This window comes from Blastococcus goldschmidtiae, assembly GCF_031845325.1.
Classification (GTDB): domain Bacteria; phylum Actinomycetota; class Actinomycetes; order Mycobacteriales; family Geodermatophilaceae; genus Blastococcus; species Blastococcus goldschmidtiae.
Map to the genome: position 1 here is coordinate 20,069 of NZ_JAVREI010000024.1, position 15,516 is coordinate 35,584.

A 15,516-nucleotide genomic window follows, 5' to 3' on the forward strand; every position below is an offset into this window, starting at 1 on the left:
GTACGATCGGGCGCGTGATCGACCTGCGATTCGTGCGCGAGAACCCCGAGCTCGTCCGTGCCAGCCAGCGGGCCCGGGGAGCCGACGAGTCCCTGGTCGACACGCTCCTGGCCGCGGACGTGGCCCGCCGCGAGGCGGCCCGGCGGGGTGACGACCTGCGCGGAGAGCAGAAGGCCGCCTCCCAGGCGGTGAAGAAAGCTACGGCGGAGGAGCGGCCCGCCGTCCTGGAGCGGGCCAAGGCGCTGGCCGCCGAGGTGAAGCAGGCCGAGGAGGCCCAGCGCGAGGCCGACGCCGCGCTGCGCGACGTGCACCTGCGGATACCCAACGTCGTCCACGACGACGTCCCGCCCGGCGGTGAGGACGACGCCGTGACGTTGCGCACCGTCGGTGAGGTGCCCATCTACGACTTCCCGGTGCGCGACCACATCCAGATCGGCGAGGCCCTCGGGGCGATCGACATGGAGCGCGGCGCCAAGGTGTCCGGCTCCCGCTTCTACTTCCTCACCGGCCCCGGCGCGCTGCTCGAGTTCGCGCTCGCCCAGCTGGCCATCAGCCGCGCCGTCGCCGCCGGGTTCACCCCCGTCATCGCCCCCGCACTGGTCAAGCCGAGCGCCATGGAGGGCACCGGCTTCCTCGGCGAGCACGACGAGGAGGTGTACCGGATCGAGCGTGACGACCTCTACCTCGTCGGCACCTCCGAGGTGGCGCTGGCCGGCATGCACGCCGACGAGGTGCTCGACCTGTCCACGGGGCCGAAGCGCTACGCGGGCTGGTCGTCCTGCTTCCGCCGCGAGGCCGGCTCCTACGGCAAGGACACCCGCGGCATCATCCGCGTGCACTGGTTCGACAAGGTCGAGATGTTCAGCTTCTGTGCACCCGAGGACGCTGCCGCCGAGCACCTGCGTCTGCTGCAGTGGGAGGAGGAGTTCCTCCAGGCGCTGGAGCTGCCCTACCGGGTGGTCGACATCGCCGCCGGTGACCTGGGCACGAGCGCCGCCCGCAAGTACGACATCGAGGCGTGGTTCCCCACCCAGGGCACCTACCGGGAGCTCACCTCGACGTCGGACTGCACCACCTTCCAGGCCCGGAGGCTGACCATCCGCTACCGCGACGCGGACGGGAAGAACCAGACCGCGGCCACGCTCAACGGCACGCTGTGCGCCATCGCCCGCACCATCGCCTGCCTCCTCGAGGTGCACCAGCGCGCCGACGGCTCGGTCCACGTGCCGGTGGCGCTGCGCCCGTGGCTGGGCGGGGTGGAGGCGCTGACCCCGGGCATGACGCTGGTCGCGCCGGTGCCTCCCGCATGACCGCACGCCCGCCGCGGGTGATCCCGCCGCACGGGATCCTCGAGGGCGCCCACCGGGTGGTCGAGCTCGGCGAGGTCGGCCCGTGGCGGCCGAAGCTCGTGGCCAGCGACCTCGACGGCACGCTGCTCACCGCCGACGGCACCGTCAGTCCGCGCACCCGCGCCGCGCTCGAGGCCTGCTGGGACGCCGGCATCCCCGTCATCGGCGTCACCGGGCGCGGCCCGCGGCTGCTCGACAGCGTGAAGGCGGCCCTGGCACACCGGGGCATCGCCGTCCTGTCGCAGGGCGGTTTCGTCGTCGACCTCGAACGCGACGAGGTGCTGCGCGCCGTCGCCCTGCCGCGCGAGCAGGCGCTGCGGGTGATCGAGCAGATCGAGCGGGTCGCGGGCGACGTCGTCCTCGCCGTCGAGGAGGCCGCCGAGCAGGGCCAGGTGCACGCGCGGCTGCGTGTGCAGCACGGTTTCGGCTGGCCCTACCCCGAGCCCAGCTCGTTGCTGTCCCGCGACGAGGTGCTGCCGCCCGGCGCCGTCCTCAAGGCCTTCCTCCGCTCCGCCACCCACGACCAGGACCAGCTGCTCGCCCTGGCCCGGGAGGTGGTCGACCCCGCCGACGCCGAGGTCACGCACGCCGGCCTGGGCTTCATCGAGGTGCTGCCGCCGGGGATCACCAAGGCCAGCGGCCTGCAGCTGGCCCTGGACCGGTACGGCGTGGGGTTCGGCGACGTCCTGGTCTTCGGCGACATGCCCAACGACCTGCCGATGCTCGGGGCCGTCCAGGACGCCGGCGGCCGCGCGGTGGCCGTGGCCAACGCGCACCCGAGCGTCCGGGCACTCACCTCCGACGTCACGAGCGGCCACCAGGTCGACGGCGTCGCCCGTTACCTGGAAGCGGTACTCGCCGATGTCTGACCGGTTGCGCGATGTCTGACTGGAGGCCCCGGCTGATCGCCAGCGACATGGACGGCACACTGCTGAGCTCCGACGACACCGTCAGCGCGGCGACGGTCGCCGAGATCGACCGCTGGCGCGACGGCGGGGTGCCCTTCGTCCTCGCCACCGGACGCCCGCCGCGCTGGATGCACCGCATCCGGAAGGTGCTCGGCGCGGGCACGGCGGTCTGCTGCAACGGCGCGGTCCTCCTGGACCTGGAGACCTTCGAGATCACCCACGAGGAGCCGGTGCACCCCGACGTCCTCCGGTCCGTCACCGACGAGCTGCGCCGGCGCCAGCCCGGGACCTGGTTCGCGGTGGAGTACGGGCTGGAGTTCCGTCACGAGCCGATCTACAAACCACGGTGGGACGTCGACGCGCCCGGTGTCGCGGAGGCGACGCTGGAGGAGATGGTGGGCCAGCCGGTCGCCAAGCTGCTGGCCCGCCACGAGGACCTGCCGCGGGACGAGTTCGTCGCGCTGGTGGAGGAGGTCATCGGCGAGCAGGCGACGGTCACCTGCTCCTCGACCGACGCCCTCGCGGAGATCTCCGGCATCGGCGTGACGAAGGCGTCCGGGCTGGCCGCCGTCGCTGATCGCCACGGCGTCGGGCCGGAGGACGTCGTCGTCTTCGGGGACATGCCCAACGACATCGCCGCGTTCGAGTGGGCACGGAACGCGGGCGGTCGCGCGGTGGCGATGGCGCACGCCCACCCGGACCTGCTCGCCGTCGCCACCGACGTCACGGTCGGCAACGACGAGGACGGCGTCGCCGCGTTCCTGGCGTCGCTCTGACCGCTTCTGCTCAACTTCCGGCCCCGACCGCCGATAGGCCATGCGACGGAGTCGCACGAGCAGTCGGTACAGGAAGCGGGCAAGGGATGAACCAGGTGGACGACCACGGAGGCCGCACGGACGCGGAGGCCCCGGAGGAACCGGCGGCGGGTGCCCGCGGCGTCCGCTTCGGCCTGCGCAGCCGGATGCTCGGCGCGATCCTCGTCGTCGCGCTGACCACCGTCGGCGTCGGCGCCTTCGGCATCAACCGGATGTCGGCGCTGAGCGACAACGCCCAGCAGGTGTACGACCGCGGCGCGGTCCCCCTGGACGGCCTGCGCCAGCTGGAGGCCGACTGGTGGCAGCTGTCGGCCAACATCGCCCGGGCGGCCATCCCGACGCTGCCGCCGGCCACCATCGAGAAGGCGCAGGCGGGCGCCGCCGAGTACATGCAGATCCTCGGCGACCGGATCGCCACGGTCGAGGACATGCCGCTGTCCCCGGACACGCGGGCGGCGTTCACCGACTTCTCCACCGCGGTCTCGACCTACCTCCCGGCGCTGGCCGAGCTGCAGAGCGGCACGCTCACCGACAACCCCGCGCGGGCCGGGGAGCTGCTCAACATCATGGGCGAGAACGAGGTGATCATCAAGGAGTCGATCATCACCGCCACCGAGGCGGCCTCGGCGGAGGCGTCGGCGACGGCCGCCCGGGCAGCGGACGCCTACGCGACCGGGCGCAACCTCACCATCGGCATCATGGTCGCCGGGCTGCTGATCAGCGTGCTGCTGGCCATCGTCGTCTCCCGCGGCGTCACCCGCCCGGTGCAGCGCATCCGCGAGGTCCTCGGCCTCGTCGCGGCCGGGGACATGACCGTCCGGGCCGGCCGGACCGGAGGCGCCGAGCTGGGCGAGATGGCCCGGTCGCTGGACGAGACCCTCGACGCCATCGGGCACGTCCTGCTGCTGGTCGGCGACTCCTCCACCCGGCTGGCCGCGGCGTCGCAGCAGCTCAGCGGAGCCGCGGAGGGCATGCGGCAGAACGCGGAGACCGCCGCCGGCCAGGCCGACGAGGTCGTCAGCTCCGCGAGCGCCGTCGCCTCCAGCGTCGACACGGTGGCCACCGGGTCCTCGCAGATGGAGTCGGCGATCCGCGAGATCGCGCACAACGCCACCGAGGCCGCCCGGGTGGCCGGTCAGGCCGTGTCGGTCGCTGAGAACACCACGAAGACGGTCGGCAAGCTCGGCGACTCCTCGCAGGAGATCGCCACGGTCATCAAGCTGATCAACGGCATCGCCGAGCAGACCAACCTGCTGGCGCTCAACGCCACGATCGAGGCGGCACGGGCCGGCGAGGCGGGCAAGGGCTTCGCCGTCGTCGCCAGCGAGGTCAAGGAGCTGGCGCAGGAGACCGCGCGGGCCACCGAGGACATCTCCAAGCGGGTCGAGGCCATCCAGGCCGACACCGCCGGCGCGGTCGACGCGATCAGCCAGATCTCCACGGTGATCGGGGAGATCAACGACTTCCAGGCGACCATCGCCGCGGCGGTCGAGGAGCAGACCGCGACCACCAACGAGATGAACCGCAACGTCGCCGAGGCGGCCAGCGGCACCCAGGGCATCGCTGCGGCGATCTCGGGGCTGGCCGCGGGCACGCAGGAGACCAACCAGCGGGTGGCCGACGCCCAGTCCGCGGCGGGCGAGCTGGCCCGCATGAGCGGCGAGCTGCAGGAGGCCGTCGGGCGCTTCAAGGTCTGACCCGCTGGGATCAGGTGACCTGATCGTCGAGCGTCCTCCCTCACGGTGCACGGTGAGGGAGGACGCTCTGCGTTGAGGGAGGACGCGTCCCCGGCGGGGCCGGCGGTCAGGCGACCGCGCCGCCGGCGCCGGCGCCCGGCTCCGGGCGACGCACGACGCGGAAGCGCCGGGGGCCGGTGAACGGCTGGGACAGCAGTCCCCTGAGGCGTTCGACGGGCCCGTCGAGTCGCGGGAGATCTGCCTGGACGATGCGGACCGTTCGCACGTCGAGGTCCCGGAGCTTGTCCTCCCGGCGCTTCTCCTCCCACGCCACCTCCGCGGGTGTACGGCCCCCGCGCGGGTCGTCGTACTTGACGCGGCCGTCGAACTCCAGGGCGACGCAGGCGTCCTCGTACCAACCGTCCACCCGTGCGACGAAGCCGTGCGGCCCGTGCAGCTCCGCCTGCAGTTCGGGACACGGCAGGCCCGCCCTCACGATGGCCAGGCGCCCCCGCGTCTCGAGCGGCGACTCGGCTCGGCCGTCGGCCAGTCCCACGGCGCGCGCCGCGTTCCCGATGCCTAGCCAGTGGCTCTGCCGGAGGATCGCGGCCGCCAGATCCGCGCGCAGCACCCGCTGCTCGAACAGGGCGGCGTCGAGGGCGACGACGGCGTCGGTGAGTGGCCACTCCCGGGCGCAGTCGATGAGCGTGCGGGCTGCGCTCGTCACGGCGAAGGCGGAGGCGACGACGACGTCCTCGGGAGGCAGCTCGGCTGCGGCGATCCGGTAGCCCCTGCCCGTCCGCCACTGATCGGCATGCGTGAGCCGGACGACGTCGTCGACCTGTCGCGGTAGGACCAGTCGGTGGAACCTCGCCGCCGACGAGTGGCTGACCACCGGCCCGGCCCCCAGCACGGTGACCGCGGCGAGGGTGTCCAGAAGGTGCCGAGCGCGGCCGTCGGCCGCAACGACGGCCCAGACGTCGGCCGGCACGTAGACGCCGCGACGCAGCCGGTGCCACGCGCCCGAGACGACGGCGGCGCGGATCTCGTCCGGGCGGTAGCCGGCCCGGCGCGCGTCGGCCACGGTGAACACGCCTCCGCGGCGCCGGGCGGCGAACTCCAGATCTGGATGCACGCCCTCACCCTCGGGATGGCGCGGCCAGAGCGGAACGGGCCCGACGAATCTGTGGACAACCACCGTCCACCCTCACCGCGGAGCGTCCTCCCTCACCGCCGGCGGTGAGGGAGGACGCTCGATGATCAGGTCACCTGATCCCAGCGGGGAGTCCCTGCGCTACAGGTACTGGCCGCCGCCGGGGCGGAAGTCCTGCTGGGCGCCGCCGCCGGGCTGACCGCCCGGCAGCGCCTTGCGGCGGACCTCCTCCAGCTGCGCCCGCGCGGCCATCTGCTGGGCGAACAGCGCCGTCTGGATGCCGTGGAAGACGCCTTCGAGCCAGCCCACCAGCTGGGCCTGGGCGATGCGCAGCTCGGCATCGGAGGGCGTCTGGTCCTCGCTGAAGGGCAGCGTGATGCGCTCCAGCTCCTCGCGCAGCTCGGGGGCCAGACCCTGCTCGAGCTCGCGGATCGACGAGGCGTGGATGTCGCGCAGCCGGTTGCGGCTGGCGTCGTCCAGAGGTGCGGCGCGCACCTCCTCGAGCAGCTGCTTGATCATGGTGCCGATCCGCATGACCTTCGCGGGCTGCTCCACCATCTCGCCGACCTGCATCGCGCCGTCGCCGTCCTCGCCCTGCGCCGTGCCCATCGGGAGGGTGCCCACGGGCTGGCCGTCGGGTCCCACGACGACGACCTGCTGCGGACGTTCGCTGCCGTTGCCGGGTGCAGTCATGGCTCCATCCTGCCCCGCCCACGCCGAGCCCGAACGCAAGGTCCGCCGCCGCTCCGCCAGGCGGATGGGGACAACTAGGGTGCCCAGCATGGAGGCCGGGCTCGACGTCGCTCGGGTCCGCGGCCTCTTCCCCGCGCTGGCCGACGGCCACGTCCACGTCGAGAGTCCCGGCGGTGCGCTGCTGCCCGAGGACGTCGCCCGGGCGGTCGGTCACGTGCTGCGGATGCCCGTCGCCGAGCGGGGTGGGGTGTTCGCCGCCTCGGCGCGGGCCGAGGGCCTGGTCGCCGGTGCCCGCGCGGCGGTGGCCGACCTGGTCGGCGGTGTCGCCGGCGGCGTCGTCCTGGGCGCGAGCATGACGGCGGTGACGTACGCGATGGCCCGGGCGATCGCCAAGACGTGGCGGTCGGGCGACGAGATCGTGGTGAGCCGGCTCGACCACGACGCCAACATCCGGCCGTGGGTCCAGCTGGCCGCGGAGCGCGGTGTGGCCGTGCGCTGGGCCGAGGTGGACATCGAGACCGGTGAGCTGCCTGCCTGGCAGTACGACGACCTGCTCGGCCCGCGGACCCGCCTGGTGGCGCTCACCGCGGCGAGCAGCGCGATCGGCACCTGCCCGGAGGTCGCCGAGATCTCGCACCGGGCGCACGCGGTGGGGGCGATGGTCTACGTCGACGCCTCCCACGCCGCCCCGCACATGTACCTGGACCGCACGGCCATGGGGGCGGACTTCGTCGCCCTGTCGGCGTCGAAGTGGTGCGGCCCGCACGTGGGCGCGGTGGTGGCCGATCCGCAGCTGCTGGCCCACCTGCACCCGGACAAGCTGCTGCCGATGTCGGACAAGGTCCCCGACCGCTTCGAGGCCGGTGCCGCCCCCTACGAGCTGTACGCGGGGGTCTCCGCCGCCGTCGACCACCTCGCCGCCCTGGACGGCGGGGCGACCGGCTCCCGCAGGGACCGGCTGCGGTCCTCCATGGCGGCGGTCGCCCGGTACGAGGGGGAGCTGTTCGGCTGGCTGGACGACGCGCTGCGCGCGATGCGCCACGTGCAGGTGCTGGGCCGGCCGGTGCGGACGACGCCGACGCTGGCGTTCCGCGTCGAGGGCATGCGCCCCCGGCAGGTGGCCGCCGAGCTCAACCGCCAGGGGATCTGCGTCTGGGACGGCGACGCCTACGCCCGCGAGCTGTTCGACGCCTTCGGGGTCACCGAGGACGGCGGCGTCGTCCGGGTCGGGCTGATGCACTACAACACCCCGGACGAGGTCGGCCTGGTCATCGACGCGGTCGCCGCGCTGCGCCCGCGCCCGGTGCCCCGCCCCCGCTGAAGAAGGACCCCGTCCTCACCCCTCGCACGCTCGGGGCGAGCCTCGGGACGGGGCCTAGTCGGCGGGCAGCAGCAGGACCTTGCCGACGTGCTCGCTGGCCTCCACGACCCGGTGCGCCTCGGCCGCCCGCGACATCGGCAGCCGCCGGTCGACGATCGGGCGGATCGTGCCGCGCTCGACGTCCGGCCACACGTCACGCCGCACCGCGTCGATGATCTCGGCCTTGCCGCCGTGCCCGGTCGCCGGGCGGGAGCGCAGCGCGGTGGCGTGCACCGAGGCCCGCTTGGTCAGCAGCTTCCCGATGTTGAGCTCGGCCTTGCTGCCGCCCTGCATCCCGATGATCACCAGCCGTCCGCCGACGGCGAGGGCGTCGACGTTGCGGTCCAGGTACTTGGCGCCCATGTTGTCCAGGACGACGTCCACCCCGCGCCCGTCCGTCGCCTCGCGCACCCGCTCGACGAAGTCCTCGTCGCGGTAGTTGATCGCGACCTCGGCGCCCAGCTCGCGGCAGACGTCCAGCTTGGCCTGCGTGCCGGCCGTGGTGAACACCCGTGCGCCGGCCCGGGCGGCCAGCTGGATGGCCATCGTGCCGATGCCGCTCGAGCCCCCGTGCACCAGGAAGCTGTCGCCGCGGGAGAGGCCGGCGAGCAGGAAGACGTTGGACCAGACGGTGCAGACGACCTCGGGCAGCGCCGCGGCGGTCGCCAGCTCGACGCCGGAGGGCTTGGGCAGCAGCTGCCCGGCCGGGACGGCGACGCGCTCGGCGTACCCGCCACCGGAGAGCAGCGCGCACACCTCGTCGCCGACCGACCAGCCGAGGACGCCCTCGCCGAGCTCGCTGACGACGCCGCTGCACTCCAGGCCGAGGATCTCGCTGGCGCCCGACGGCTGTGGGTAGAAGCCCTGCCGCTGCATCAGGTCCGCGCGGTTCACCGCGGTGGCGGCGACGTCGACGATCACCTCGCCCGGGCGGCAGACCGGGTCGGGCACCTCCGACCAGCCGAGGACGTCGGGGCTTCCGGGTTCGCTGATCGTCACCGCGCGCATGGCCCGACCCTATGGCCCCCTCCAGGGCACCGCTCCGAGCGTGCGAGGAGCGGGGGGAGGGGGTCCTTCAGCTGCCCCCCGCCGCTCGCAGGCTCGCGTCGGGCCCCGGCAGGGGGCCGGTCGCTCCGGACACCGAGACGCACCGGCCCACGTCGTCCGCACCCGTGGCCAGGCGGGCGAGCACCTCACCGACGGCCCGGCGGGACACCTTCATCCCCTCGACCGACCCGTCGACGGAGCGGGCGGCCGGCTCGTCGCCGTCGGTCAGGTAGACCGGCTGCACGAGCGTCCAGTCCAGGTCACTGCGGCGGACGACGTCCTCCTGCACCTCGTGGTCGGCGATCTGCGGCTTCAGCAGCAGGGCGAAGACCAGCCGGGAGGACAGCGGCAGCTGGTCCCGGGTCTCGCCGACGCCGTACGAGGACTGCACGACCAGGCGTCGCACGCCGTGCTGCCGCATGGCCGCCACGACGGTGGCCGTGCCCCGGGAGCGCACGTCCCCCGGCGTGCCGGCCGGTCCCCGCAGCCGCACCCGCACGGCGCTCTCCGCGATGCCGAGCGCGACGACGACGGCGTCCTGACCGCGGACCGCCGCGTCCGCGTCGGCCGCGAGCGTCGCGTCGCCGTCGACCGGCCAGACGCCCGCCTGCCCGCCGAACACCGTGCTCGCCCGCCGGGCCAGCGCGGTGACCTCGTGCCCGCCGGCGACCAGCCCCTCCACCGCCGCCCGTCCCGTTCCACCCGTTGCTCCCACGACCAACACCTTCATGACCTGCTCCTCCTCCGGTCGTTCGTCGGCGCTGTGCCGACGCCGTCCAGCCTCACCGGGACGACGGGTGCGGAGAATGGCCGTGGATCCCGAAAGCATGACCGTCCGTCCAGCGAGTCCGGACGGTGTCCGATCCAGGGCACGATGGCGCCATGGACGTGGAAGGCGCTCTCCCGTGGGCCCCCATAGACCCGCTCGGCGGCGTGCTGGGCGACCTCCGGATGCGCGGCACCTTCTACTGCCGGGCCGAGGGCATGGCGCCGTGGGGGCTGGAGATGCCCGCGCTGGACGGGTGCATGAGCTTCCACGTGGTCACCGAGGGCAGCTGCCTGCTCGAGGTCGACGGGGAGGTGCACGCGCTGCGGGCCGGCGACCTCGCGCTGGTGCCGCACGGCCGCGGGCACCTGCTGCGCAGCGGGCCGGACGCGCCCATCGCCGGCCGCGCCGACCTGCTGCCGCAGGAGATGCTCGACCCGCACTACTCCGTCCTCCGGCTCGACGGGGGAGGAGAGCCGGCGCGGCTGCTCTGCGGCGTCCTGGAACCCGAGCGGCCCGGGCCGGCGCACCTGCTCGACCTGCTGCCCCCGGTCCTGCTGGTCGAGGGCGATGACCCGGCACGCGGCGGCTGGTTGCCGGTGCTCCTGGGGATGATCACCGACGAGGTGCGCCACGACCGGCCCGGTGCCGAGGCGGTGGTCACCCGGCTGGCCGACGTGGTGGTCATCCAGGCGATCCGAGGCTGGCTGGAGACGGGCGCGACCGGGCCCGGCTGGCTCCGGGCGCTGCGCGATCCGCAGGTCGGCCGGGCGGTGTCGCTCGTGCACCAGGACCCGGGCGCGCCGTGGACGCTGGAGTTGCTGGCCCGCGAGACGCGGATGTCGCGGTCGTCCTTCGCCGCGCGCTTCACCGAGCTCGCCGGGGAGCCCGCGCTGCGCTACGTCACGCGCTGGCGCATGCACCTGGCGACGGCGGAGCTGGCCCGCGGCGCCCGGGTGGGGCAGGTGGCCCGCCGGGTCGGGTACGAGTCGGAGGCGGCGTTCTCCCGGGCCTACCGCCGGGTGACGGGCGTACCGCCGGTGGCGGCGCGCGGCCGTCCGGACGCGGCGGCCGACCGTGCACCGGCCGGCCCGCCCGCGATCGCGCGGGCGTAGGTCACGCGGCCTTCTTCTTCTCGGCGTAGTGCGGCACGTACTCCTGGCCGCTGAGCTCCCGGATCGTCGCCATCAGGGCGTCGGTGGCGGTGCGCACGTCGGCGCCGGTGACGTCGACCGGCGGGCCGAAACGGATGGCGACCGGCGGCCGTCCCCGGCCCAGCAGGTCCCTGGGTCGCACGTCACGGGTGCCGGTGATCCCGACCGGGAGGACGGGGACCCCGCAGCGCTGGGCTAGCCGCAGCGCACCCGTGCGGCCGCGGTACAGCCGTCCGTCGGGTGAGCGGGTCCCCTCGGGGAAGACCGCGACCATGCCGCCCCCCTCGAGCACCGGCACGGCGGACTCGAACGCCGCGTCCGAGGCCGCGCCGCCGTCCCGGTTCACCGGGATGACGCCCAGCCCGTGCATGAGGCCGCGGTTGAGGGCGCCGCGCGGGCCGGTGCCGGTGAAGTACTCGGTCTTGCCCCAGAAGGCGACGTGCCGGGGGAGCACGGCACCCAGGAACAGCTGGTCGGCGAAGGACTGGTGGTTCCCCGCCAGCACGACCCCGCCCTCGGCCGGGACGTGCTCCAGCCCGCTGACCTGTGGCTTCCAGCCGCCGCGGATGGCGGTGCCGACCGTCTGGACGGTGAGCCAGTAGAGCGGGAGCATCGGGGCGTCCTCACGTCAGCCGGGCCCGGCCGCCGCGGGGATCGCGGCGGCCGGGGTCCGGTCGTCTCCGTGCGTTACCCCGGGGAACGCCCCGGTGCACTCCGGTCAGACGCGGGCCTTGAGCTCCTTGCGGAGGATCTTGCCGGCCGCGGACTTCGGCACCTCGTCGATGAACTCGACGAAGCGGATCTTCTTGTGCGGGGCGACCTTCTCGGCCATGTAGGCCATGACGGCCTCCTCGGTGACCTCCGAGCCCTGCGCGCGGACGAGGAACGCCTTGGGCAGCTCCTCACCGCTCTCCTTGTCGGGCACGCCGATGACCGCTGCGTCGGCGATCTCCGGGTGGTTGATCAGCACGGCCTCCAGCTCGGCCGGGGCCACCTGGTAGCCCTTGTACTTGATCAGCTCCTTGACCCGGTCGACGACGGTGTAGATGCCGTTGTCGTCCACGACGGCGACGTCGCCGGTGTGCAGCCACCCCTCGGCGTCGACGGTGGAACGGGTCGCCTCCTCGTTGTTGAGGTAGCCCTTCATCACCTGCGGGCCGCGGACCCACAGCTCGCCGCGCTCGCCCGGTGCGGCGTCCTCACCGGTGGCGGGATCGATCAGCCGGCACTCGGTGTTCGGGATCGCGAAGCCGACCGAGCCCTTGGGCACGGAGACGGAGACGCCGGGGGGCATGGCGTCCAGGTCGGGGGTGGTGTGCGAGACCGGGGACAGCTCGGTCATGCCGTAGCCCTGCCCGACGGTGACGCCGCTGTCGGCGCCCTTGCGCAGCCGCTGCTCGACGGCCAGCGCCAGCTGCTCGTCCAGAGGGGCGGCGCCGGAGAGGATCGACTCCAGCGAGCTCAGGTCGTACTGGTCGACCAGCGGGTGCTTGGCCAGCGCCAGCAGGATGGGCGGCGCCACGAACGCCCGGGTGATCTTGTGGTCCTGGATGGTGCGGAGGAAGTCCTCCAGGTCGAAGCGCGGGAGGGTCACCACCGTGCCGCCCAGCGCCAGGCCCTGGTTCATCAGCACGGTGAGGCCGTAGATGTGGAAGAACGGCAGGACGGCGATGATCCGCTCGTCGGCGCCCGTCTTGAGCAGCGGCAGGCACTGGGTCACGTTGGCCACCAGGTTGCGGTGGGTGAGCATGACGCCCTTGGGCAGGCCCGTGGTGCCGCTGGAGTAGGGCAGCGTGACCAGGTCGTTGGCCGGGTCGATGTCCACCGTGACGCTCGGGGCGTCGGCGCCCAGCAGGTCGAACAGGTTGGCGTGGCCCTCGGCGCCGTCGAGCACCACGATCTCGTCCACCGGGGACTTCTCCACGGCGGCGGACGCCCGGTCCATGAACATCGAGATCGTGATCAGGATCTTCGCGCCCGAGTCCTTGAGCTGGAAGGCGATCTCGTCGGGCGTGTAGAGCGAGTTGATCGGGCTCATGACGCAGCCGGCGGCAGCGATGCCGTGGAAGACCACGGGGAACCACTGCGTGTTGGGGCAGAAGACGGCGACGACGTCGCCCTTGCGCAGGCCGCGGGCGTGCAGGTTGGCCGCGACGCGGTCGACGTAGCCGGCCAGCTGGCCGTGGGTAATCACGTCACCCTTGAGGCCGTCGATGAGCGCGGGGGCGTCGGGCCGCTCCCTGCCGGCGGCGAGGACGGCCTCCGGGACGGACACGTTCGGGATCTCGACGTCGGGATACGGACTGGCCAGTGCCACGGTGCCTCCTCGTTGCTGGTGTGGCGCCAGTCTCACATCCGGCGTGTCCGGCGGCACACGCGGGTTGGTCGCGCTCAGCGCGGCCAGAGCACCGACTGGGTGCAGCGGAACAGGGCGATGGTCTTCCCTGACTCTGCGTTCCGCACCACGGCGTCCCAGACCTGCGTCGTCCGCCCGGCGTGGGCGTTGGTGGCCTCGCAGGTGATCCGCCCCTCGCGCGCCGTGCTCAGGTGGTTGCTCTTGAGCTCGATGGTGGTGAACCCGCTCGAGCCCTCGGGCAGCAGCGCGCGGGTGGGCAGGCCGCAGGAGGTGTCGGCCAGCGTGACCACGGTGCCGGCGTGCAGGTAGCCGTTCGGCGCCAGCAGTTCGGGGCGGACGTCGAGGTGGCTCGTGAGACGGCCGGGCTCGTGGCTGTCGACGACGATGCCCAGCAGCCCGGGGAAGGTGCCCGGCAACAGCGCGTTGAGCTCATCGGCGGTGTGGAATCCCGTGGCGGCCATGGCTGAAACGTAGCCAGCGGTGCCGGAAGCCGGTCCGGGTGGACCGGTCGCGGGGGCCCGGAGGGTCTCCCGACCGGGACATGGGCAACGGCTCAGCGCCAGTGGGGGACGGCTATTGGTGGCGGTGCGGTCCGGAGGACCGCGATGTCATCGCTCAGGCCAGCCCGCGGACCGTGCGCAGCGGCGGCCGGGTGCCCTGGATCGACGCCACCATGTCCAGCGTCTGCCGCGTGGGAGCGACGTCGTGCGCGCGGAACACCCGGGCGCCCAGCCACGCGCTCACCGCCGTGGCGGCCAGGGTGCCGGTGAGCCGCTCCTCCAGCGGCACGCCCAGGGTCTCGCCGACGAAGTCCTTGTTCGACAGCGCCACGAGCACCGGCCAGCCGGTCGCGACCAGCTCGCCCAGCCGCCGGGTGGCCTCCAGCGAGTGCCGGGTGTTCTTGCCGAAGTCGTGCCCGGGGTCGACCAGGACCCGCTCCCGGTCCACCCCCGCGGCGACGGCGGCCTCGGCCAGCGCCGTCGTCCGTCCCACGATGTCGGCGACGACGTCGTCGTACTGCACGCGGTGCGGGCGGGTGCGCGGCGGCAGCCCGCCGGCGTGCGTGCAGACGATCCCGGCGCCGGCCCCGGCGGTGACGGCGGCCAGCTCCGGGTCCACCCCGCCCCAGGCGTCGTTGACGACGTCGGCGCCGGCGGCGAGCGCCTCGCGGGCCACCTCGGCGCGCCAGGTGTCGATCGAGATCGGCAGGGTCGGGTGGGCGGCGCGGATCGCGGCGACCAGGTCCACCGTGCGCCGGATCTCCTCCGCGGCGTCGACGTCCTCACCCGGGGCGGCCTTCACCCCGCCGACGTCGACCATGTCGGCGCCCTCGGCCACGACCTGGTCCACCCGCTCGACGGCGGCGGCCAGCTCGAAGGTCGCCCCGCGGTCGTAGAACGAGTCGGGGGTCCGGTTGACGATCGCCATGACGACGAAAGCGCCGTCCGGCACGTCCAGCGCGCCCAGTCGCAGCAACCCGTTCCTCCTCAGGCTCGCCCGGTGTGGTGGAGTCAGCCAACCAGACATCAGTGGAGGGACGAGCACATGGCGCAGACCACCGTCGACGGCGTCGAGGGCGTGCAGGGGCTGGTCGGGCAGCACCTGGGCTACAGCGACTGGGTGACGATCACGCAGGAGCAGGTGCAGCAGTTCGCCGATGCCACCGGCGACCAGCAGTGGATCCACACCGACCCGGAGCGGGCCAAGGAGCACAGCCCCTTCGGCGGCCCGATCGCGCACGGCTACCTGACGCTGTCGCTGCTCCCGTCGCTGGTCCCGCAGATCGTCACGATCACCGGGTTCAGCATGGGCGTGAACTACGGCACCGAGAAGGTGCGGTTCCCCTCGCCGGTGCCCGTGGGTGCCCGCGTGCGGGCCGGCGCGACGATGGAGTCCGCGACCCCGTTCGCCGGGGGCATCGCGATGAATCTCGCTGTGACGATGGAGATCGAGGGCGGCAGCAAGCCGGCGATGGTCGCGACCGTCGTCTACCGCCGCTACGTCTGAGGCCCGCTGGGATCAGGGTCCCTGATCATCGAGCGTCCTCCCTCACCGTCGGACGTGAGGGAGGACGCTGCACGATCAGGGACCCTGATCCCGGACGGGATCGCGGGGATCAGTCGACGAGGGCCTGGTTGACCAGCTGGCGCAGGTAGTTGCGGATCGGCAGCGTGCTCGAGGGCAGCAGCTGCGTGAAGAACTGCACCGTCACGTCCTCCACCGGGTCCACGTAGAACGC

Annotated in this window: 15 protein-coding genes; 7 read left to right on the forward strand and 8 right to left on the reverse strand. The window is 73.4% G+C overall.

What is annotated here, in order from left to right; genetic code table 11:
* Positions 1 to 14 precede the first annotated feature (14 nt).
* The 4 genes from serS to RM425_RS20745 all read left to right on the forward strand — a co-directional run bounded on the left by serS (position 15) and on the right by RM425_RS20745 (position 4,769).
* Positions 15 to 1,310, forward strand: a complete 1,296-nt coding sequence (gene serS, locus RM425_RS20730) for a serine--tRNA ligase (RefSeq protein WP_311347132.1) — start codon at positions 15 to 17, stop codon at positions 1,308 to 1,310.
* On the forward strand, positions 1,307 to 2,218 hold the full coding sequence (locus tag RM425_RS20735; RefSeq protein ID WP_311347133.1) for an HAD family hydrolase: 912 nt from the start codon (positions 1,307 to 1,309) through the stop codon (positions 2,216 to 2,218). The genes serS and RM425_RS20735 overlap by 4 nt, the downstream gene beginning before the upstream one ends.
* Positions 2,219 to 2,229: 11 nt before the next feature.
* A complete protein-coding gene (locus RM425_RS20740) occupies positions 2,230 to 3,033 on the forward strand; it encodes a Cof-type HAD-IIB family hydrolase (RefSeq protein WP_311347134.1) in 804 nt (267 codons plus the stop codon).
* An 86-nt stretch (positions 3,034 to 3,119) separates the two neighbouring features.
* Entirely contained in the window at positions 3,120 to 4,769 is a 1,650-nt protein-coding gene (locus tag RM425_RS20745) for a methyl-accepting chemotaxis protein (protein ID WP_311347135.1), read from the forward strand.
* A 106-nt stretch (positions 4,770 to 4,875) separates the two neighbouring features.
* Here RM425_RS20745 and RM425_RS20750 read toward each other — a convergent pair whose 3' ends face one another.
* Both RM425_RS20750 and RM425_RS20755 read right to left on the reverse strand, forming a co-directional pair.
* Entirely contained in the window at positions 4,876 to 5,883 is a 1,008-nt protein-coding gene (locus RM425_RS20750) for a type IV toxin-antitoxin system AbiEi family antitoxin domain-containing protein (RefSeq protein ID WP_311347136.1), read from the reverse strand.
* Between the two features lie 159 nt (positions 5,884 to 6,042).
* Positions 6,043 to 6,594: a bacterial proteasome activator family protein gene (locus RM425_RS20755; RefSeq protein WP_311347137.1), complete on the reverse strand. Its 552-nt coding sequence runs from the start codon at positions 6,592 to 6,594 to the stop codon at positions 6,043 to 6,045.
* Between the two features lie 88 nt (positions 6,595 to 6,682).
* Here RM425_RS20755 and RM425_RS20760 point away from each other — a divergent pair, with 88 nt between their 5' ends.
* Entirely contained in the window at positions 6,683 to 7,915 is a 1,233-nt protein-coding gene (locus RM425_RS20760) for a cysteine desulfurase-like protein (RefSeq protein WP_311347138.1), read from the forward strand.
* 54 nt (positions 7,916 to 7,969) lie between these two features.
* On the opposite strand, the gene RM425_RS20765 is transcribed toward RM425_RS20760, so the two are convergent.
* Together RM425_RS20765 and RM425_RS20770 are read right to left on the reverse strand one after the other, a co-directional pair.
* A complete protein-coding gene (locus tag RM425_RS20765) occupies positions 7,970 to 8,962 on the reverse strand; it encodes an NAD(P)H-quinone oxidoreductase (protein WP_311347139.1) in 993 nt (330 codons plus the stop codon).
* A gap of 67 nt (positions 8,963 to 9,029) precedes the next feature.
* A complete protein-coding gene (locus RM425_RS20770; RefSeq protein WP_311347140.1) occupies positions 9,030 to 9,731 on the reverse strand; it encodes an NAD(P)-dependent oxidoreductase in 702 nt (233 codons plus the stop codon).
* A 152-nt stretch (positions 9,732 to 9,883) separates the two neighbouring features.
* Here RM425_RS20770 and RM425_RS20775 point away from each other — a divergent pair, with 152 nt between their 5' ends.
* A complete protein-coding gene (locus tag RM425_RS20775; RefSeq protein WP_311347141.1) occupies positions 9,884 to 10,882 on the forward strand; it encodes an AraC family transcriptional regulator in 999 nt (332 codons plus the stop codon).
* A gap of 1 nt (position 10,883) precedes the next feature.
* Here RM425_RS20775 and RM425_RS20780 read toward each other — a convergent pair whose 3' ends face one another.
* The 4 genes from RM425_RS20780 to folP all read right to left on the reverse strand — a co-directional run bounded on the left by RM425_RS20780 (position 10,884) and on the right by folP (position 14,753).
* Entirely contained in the window at positions 10,884 to 11,534 is a 651-nt protein-coding gene (locus RM425_RS20780) for a lysophospholipid acyltransferase family protein (RefSeq protein ID WP_311347142.1), read from the reverse strand.
* Positions 11,535 to 11,639: 105 nt separating this feature from the next.
* Complete coding sequence (locus RM425_RS20785) at positions 11,640 to 13,238, reverse strand: 4-coumarate--CoA ligase family protein (protein ID WP_311347143.1); 1,599 nt, start codon at positions 13,236 to 13,238, stop codon at positions 11,640 to 11,642.
* A gap of 74 nt (positions 13,239 to 13,312) precedes the next feature.
* Positions 13,313 to 13,738, reverse strand: coding sequence for a PaaI family thioesterase (locus RM425_RS20790; RefSeq protein WP_311347144.1), 426 nt, complete (start codon positions 13,736 to 13,738; stop codon positions 13,313 to 13,315).
* Positions 13,739 to 13,892: 154 nt separating this feature from the next.
* Positions 13,893 to 14,753, reverse strand: a complete 861-nt coding sequence (gene folP / locus RM425_RS20795) for a dihydropteroate synthase (RefSeq protein WP_311347145.1) — start codon at positions 14,751 to 14,753, stop codon at positions 13,893 to 13,895.
* Positions 14,754 to 14,822: 69 nt separating this feature from the next.
* Here folP and RM425_RS20800 point away from each other — a divergent pair, with 69 nt between their 5' ends.
* A complete protein-coding gene (locus tag RM425_RS20800) occupies positions 14,823 to 15,284 on the forward strand; it encodes a MaoC family dehydratase (protein WP_311347146.1) in 462 nt (153 codons plus the stop codon).
* The last annotated feature ends 232 nt before the right edge of the window (positions 15,285 to 15,516 follow it).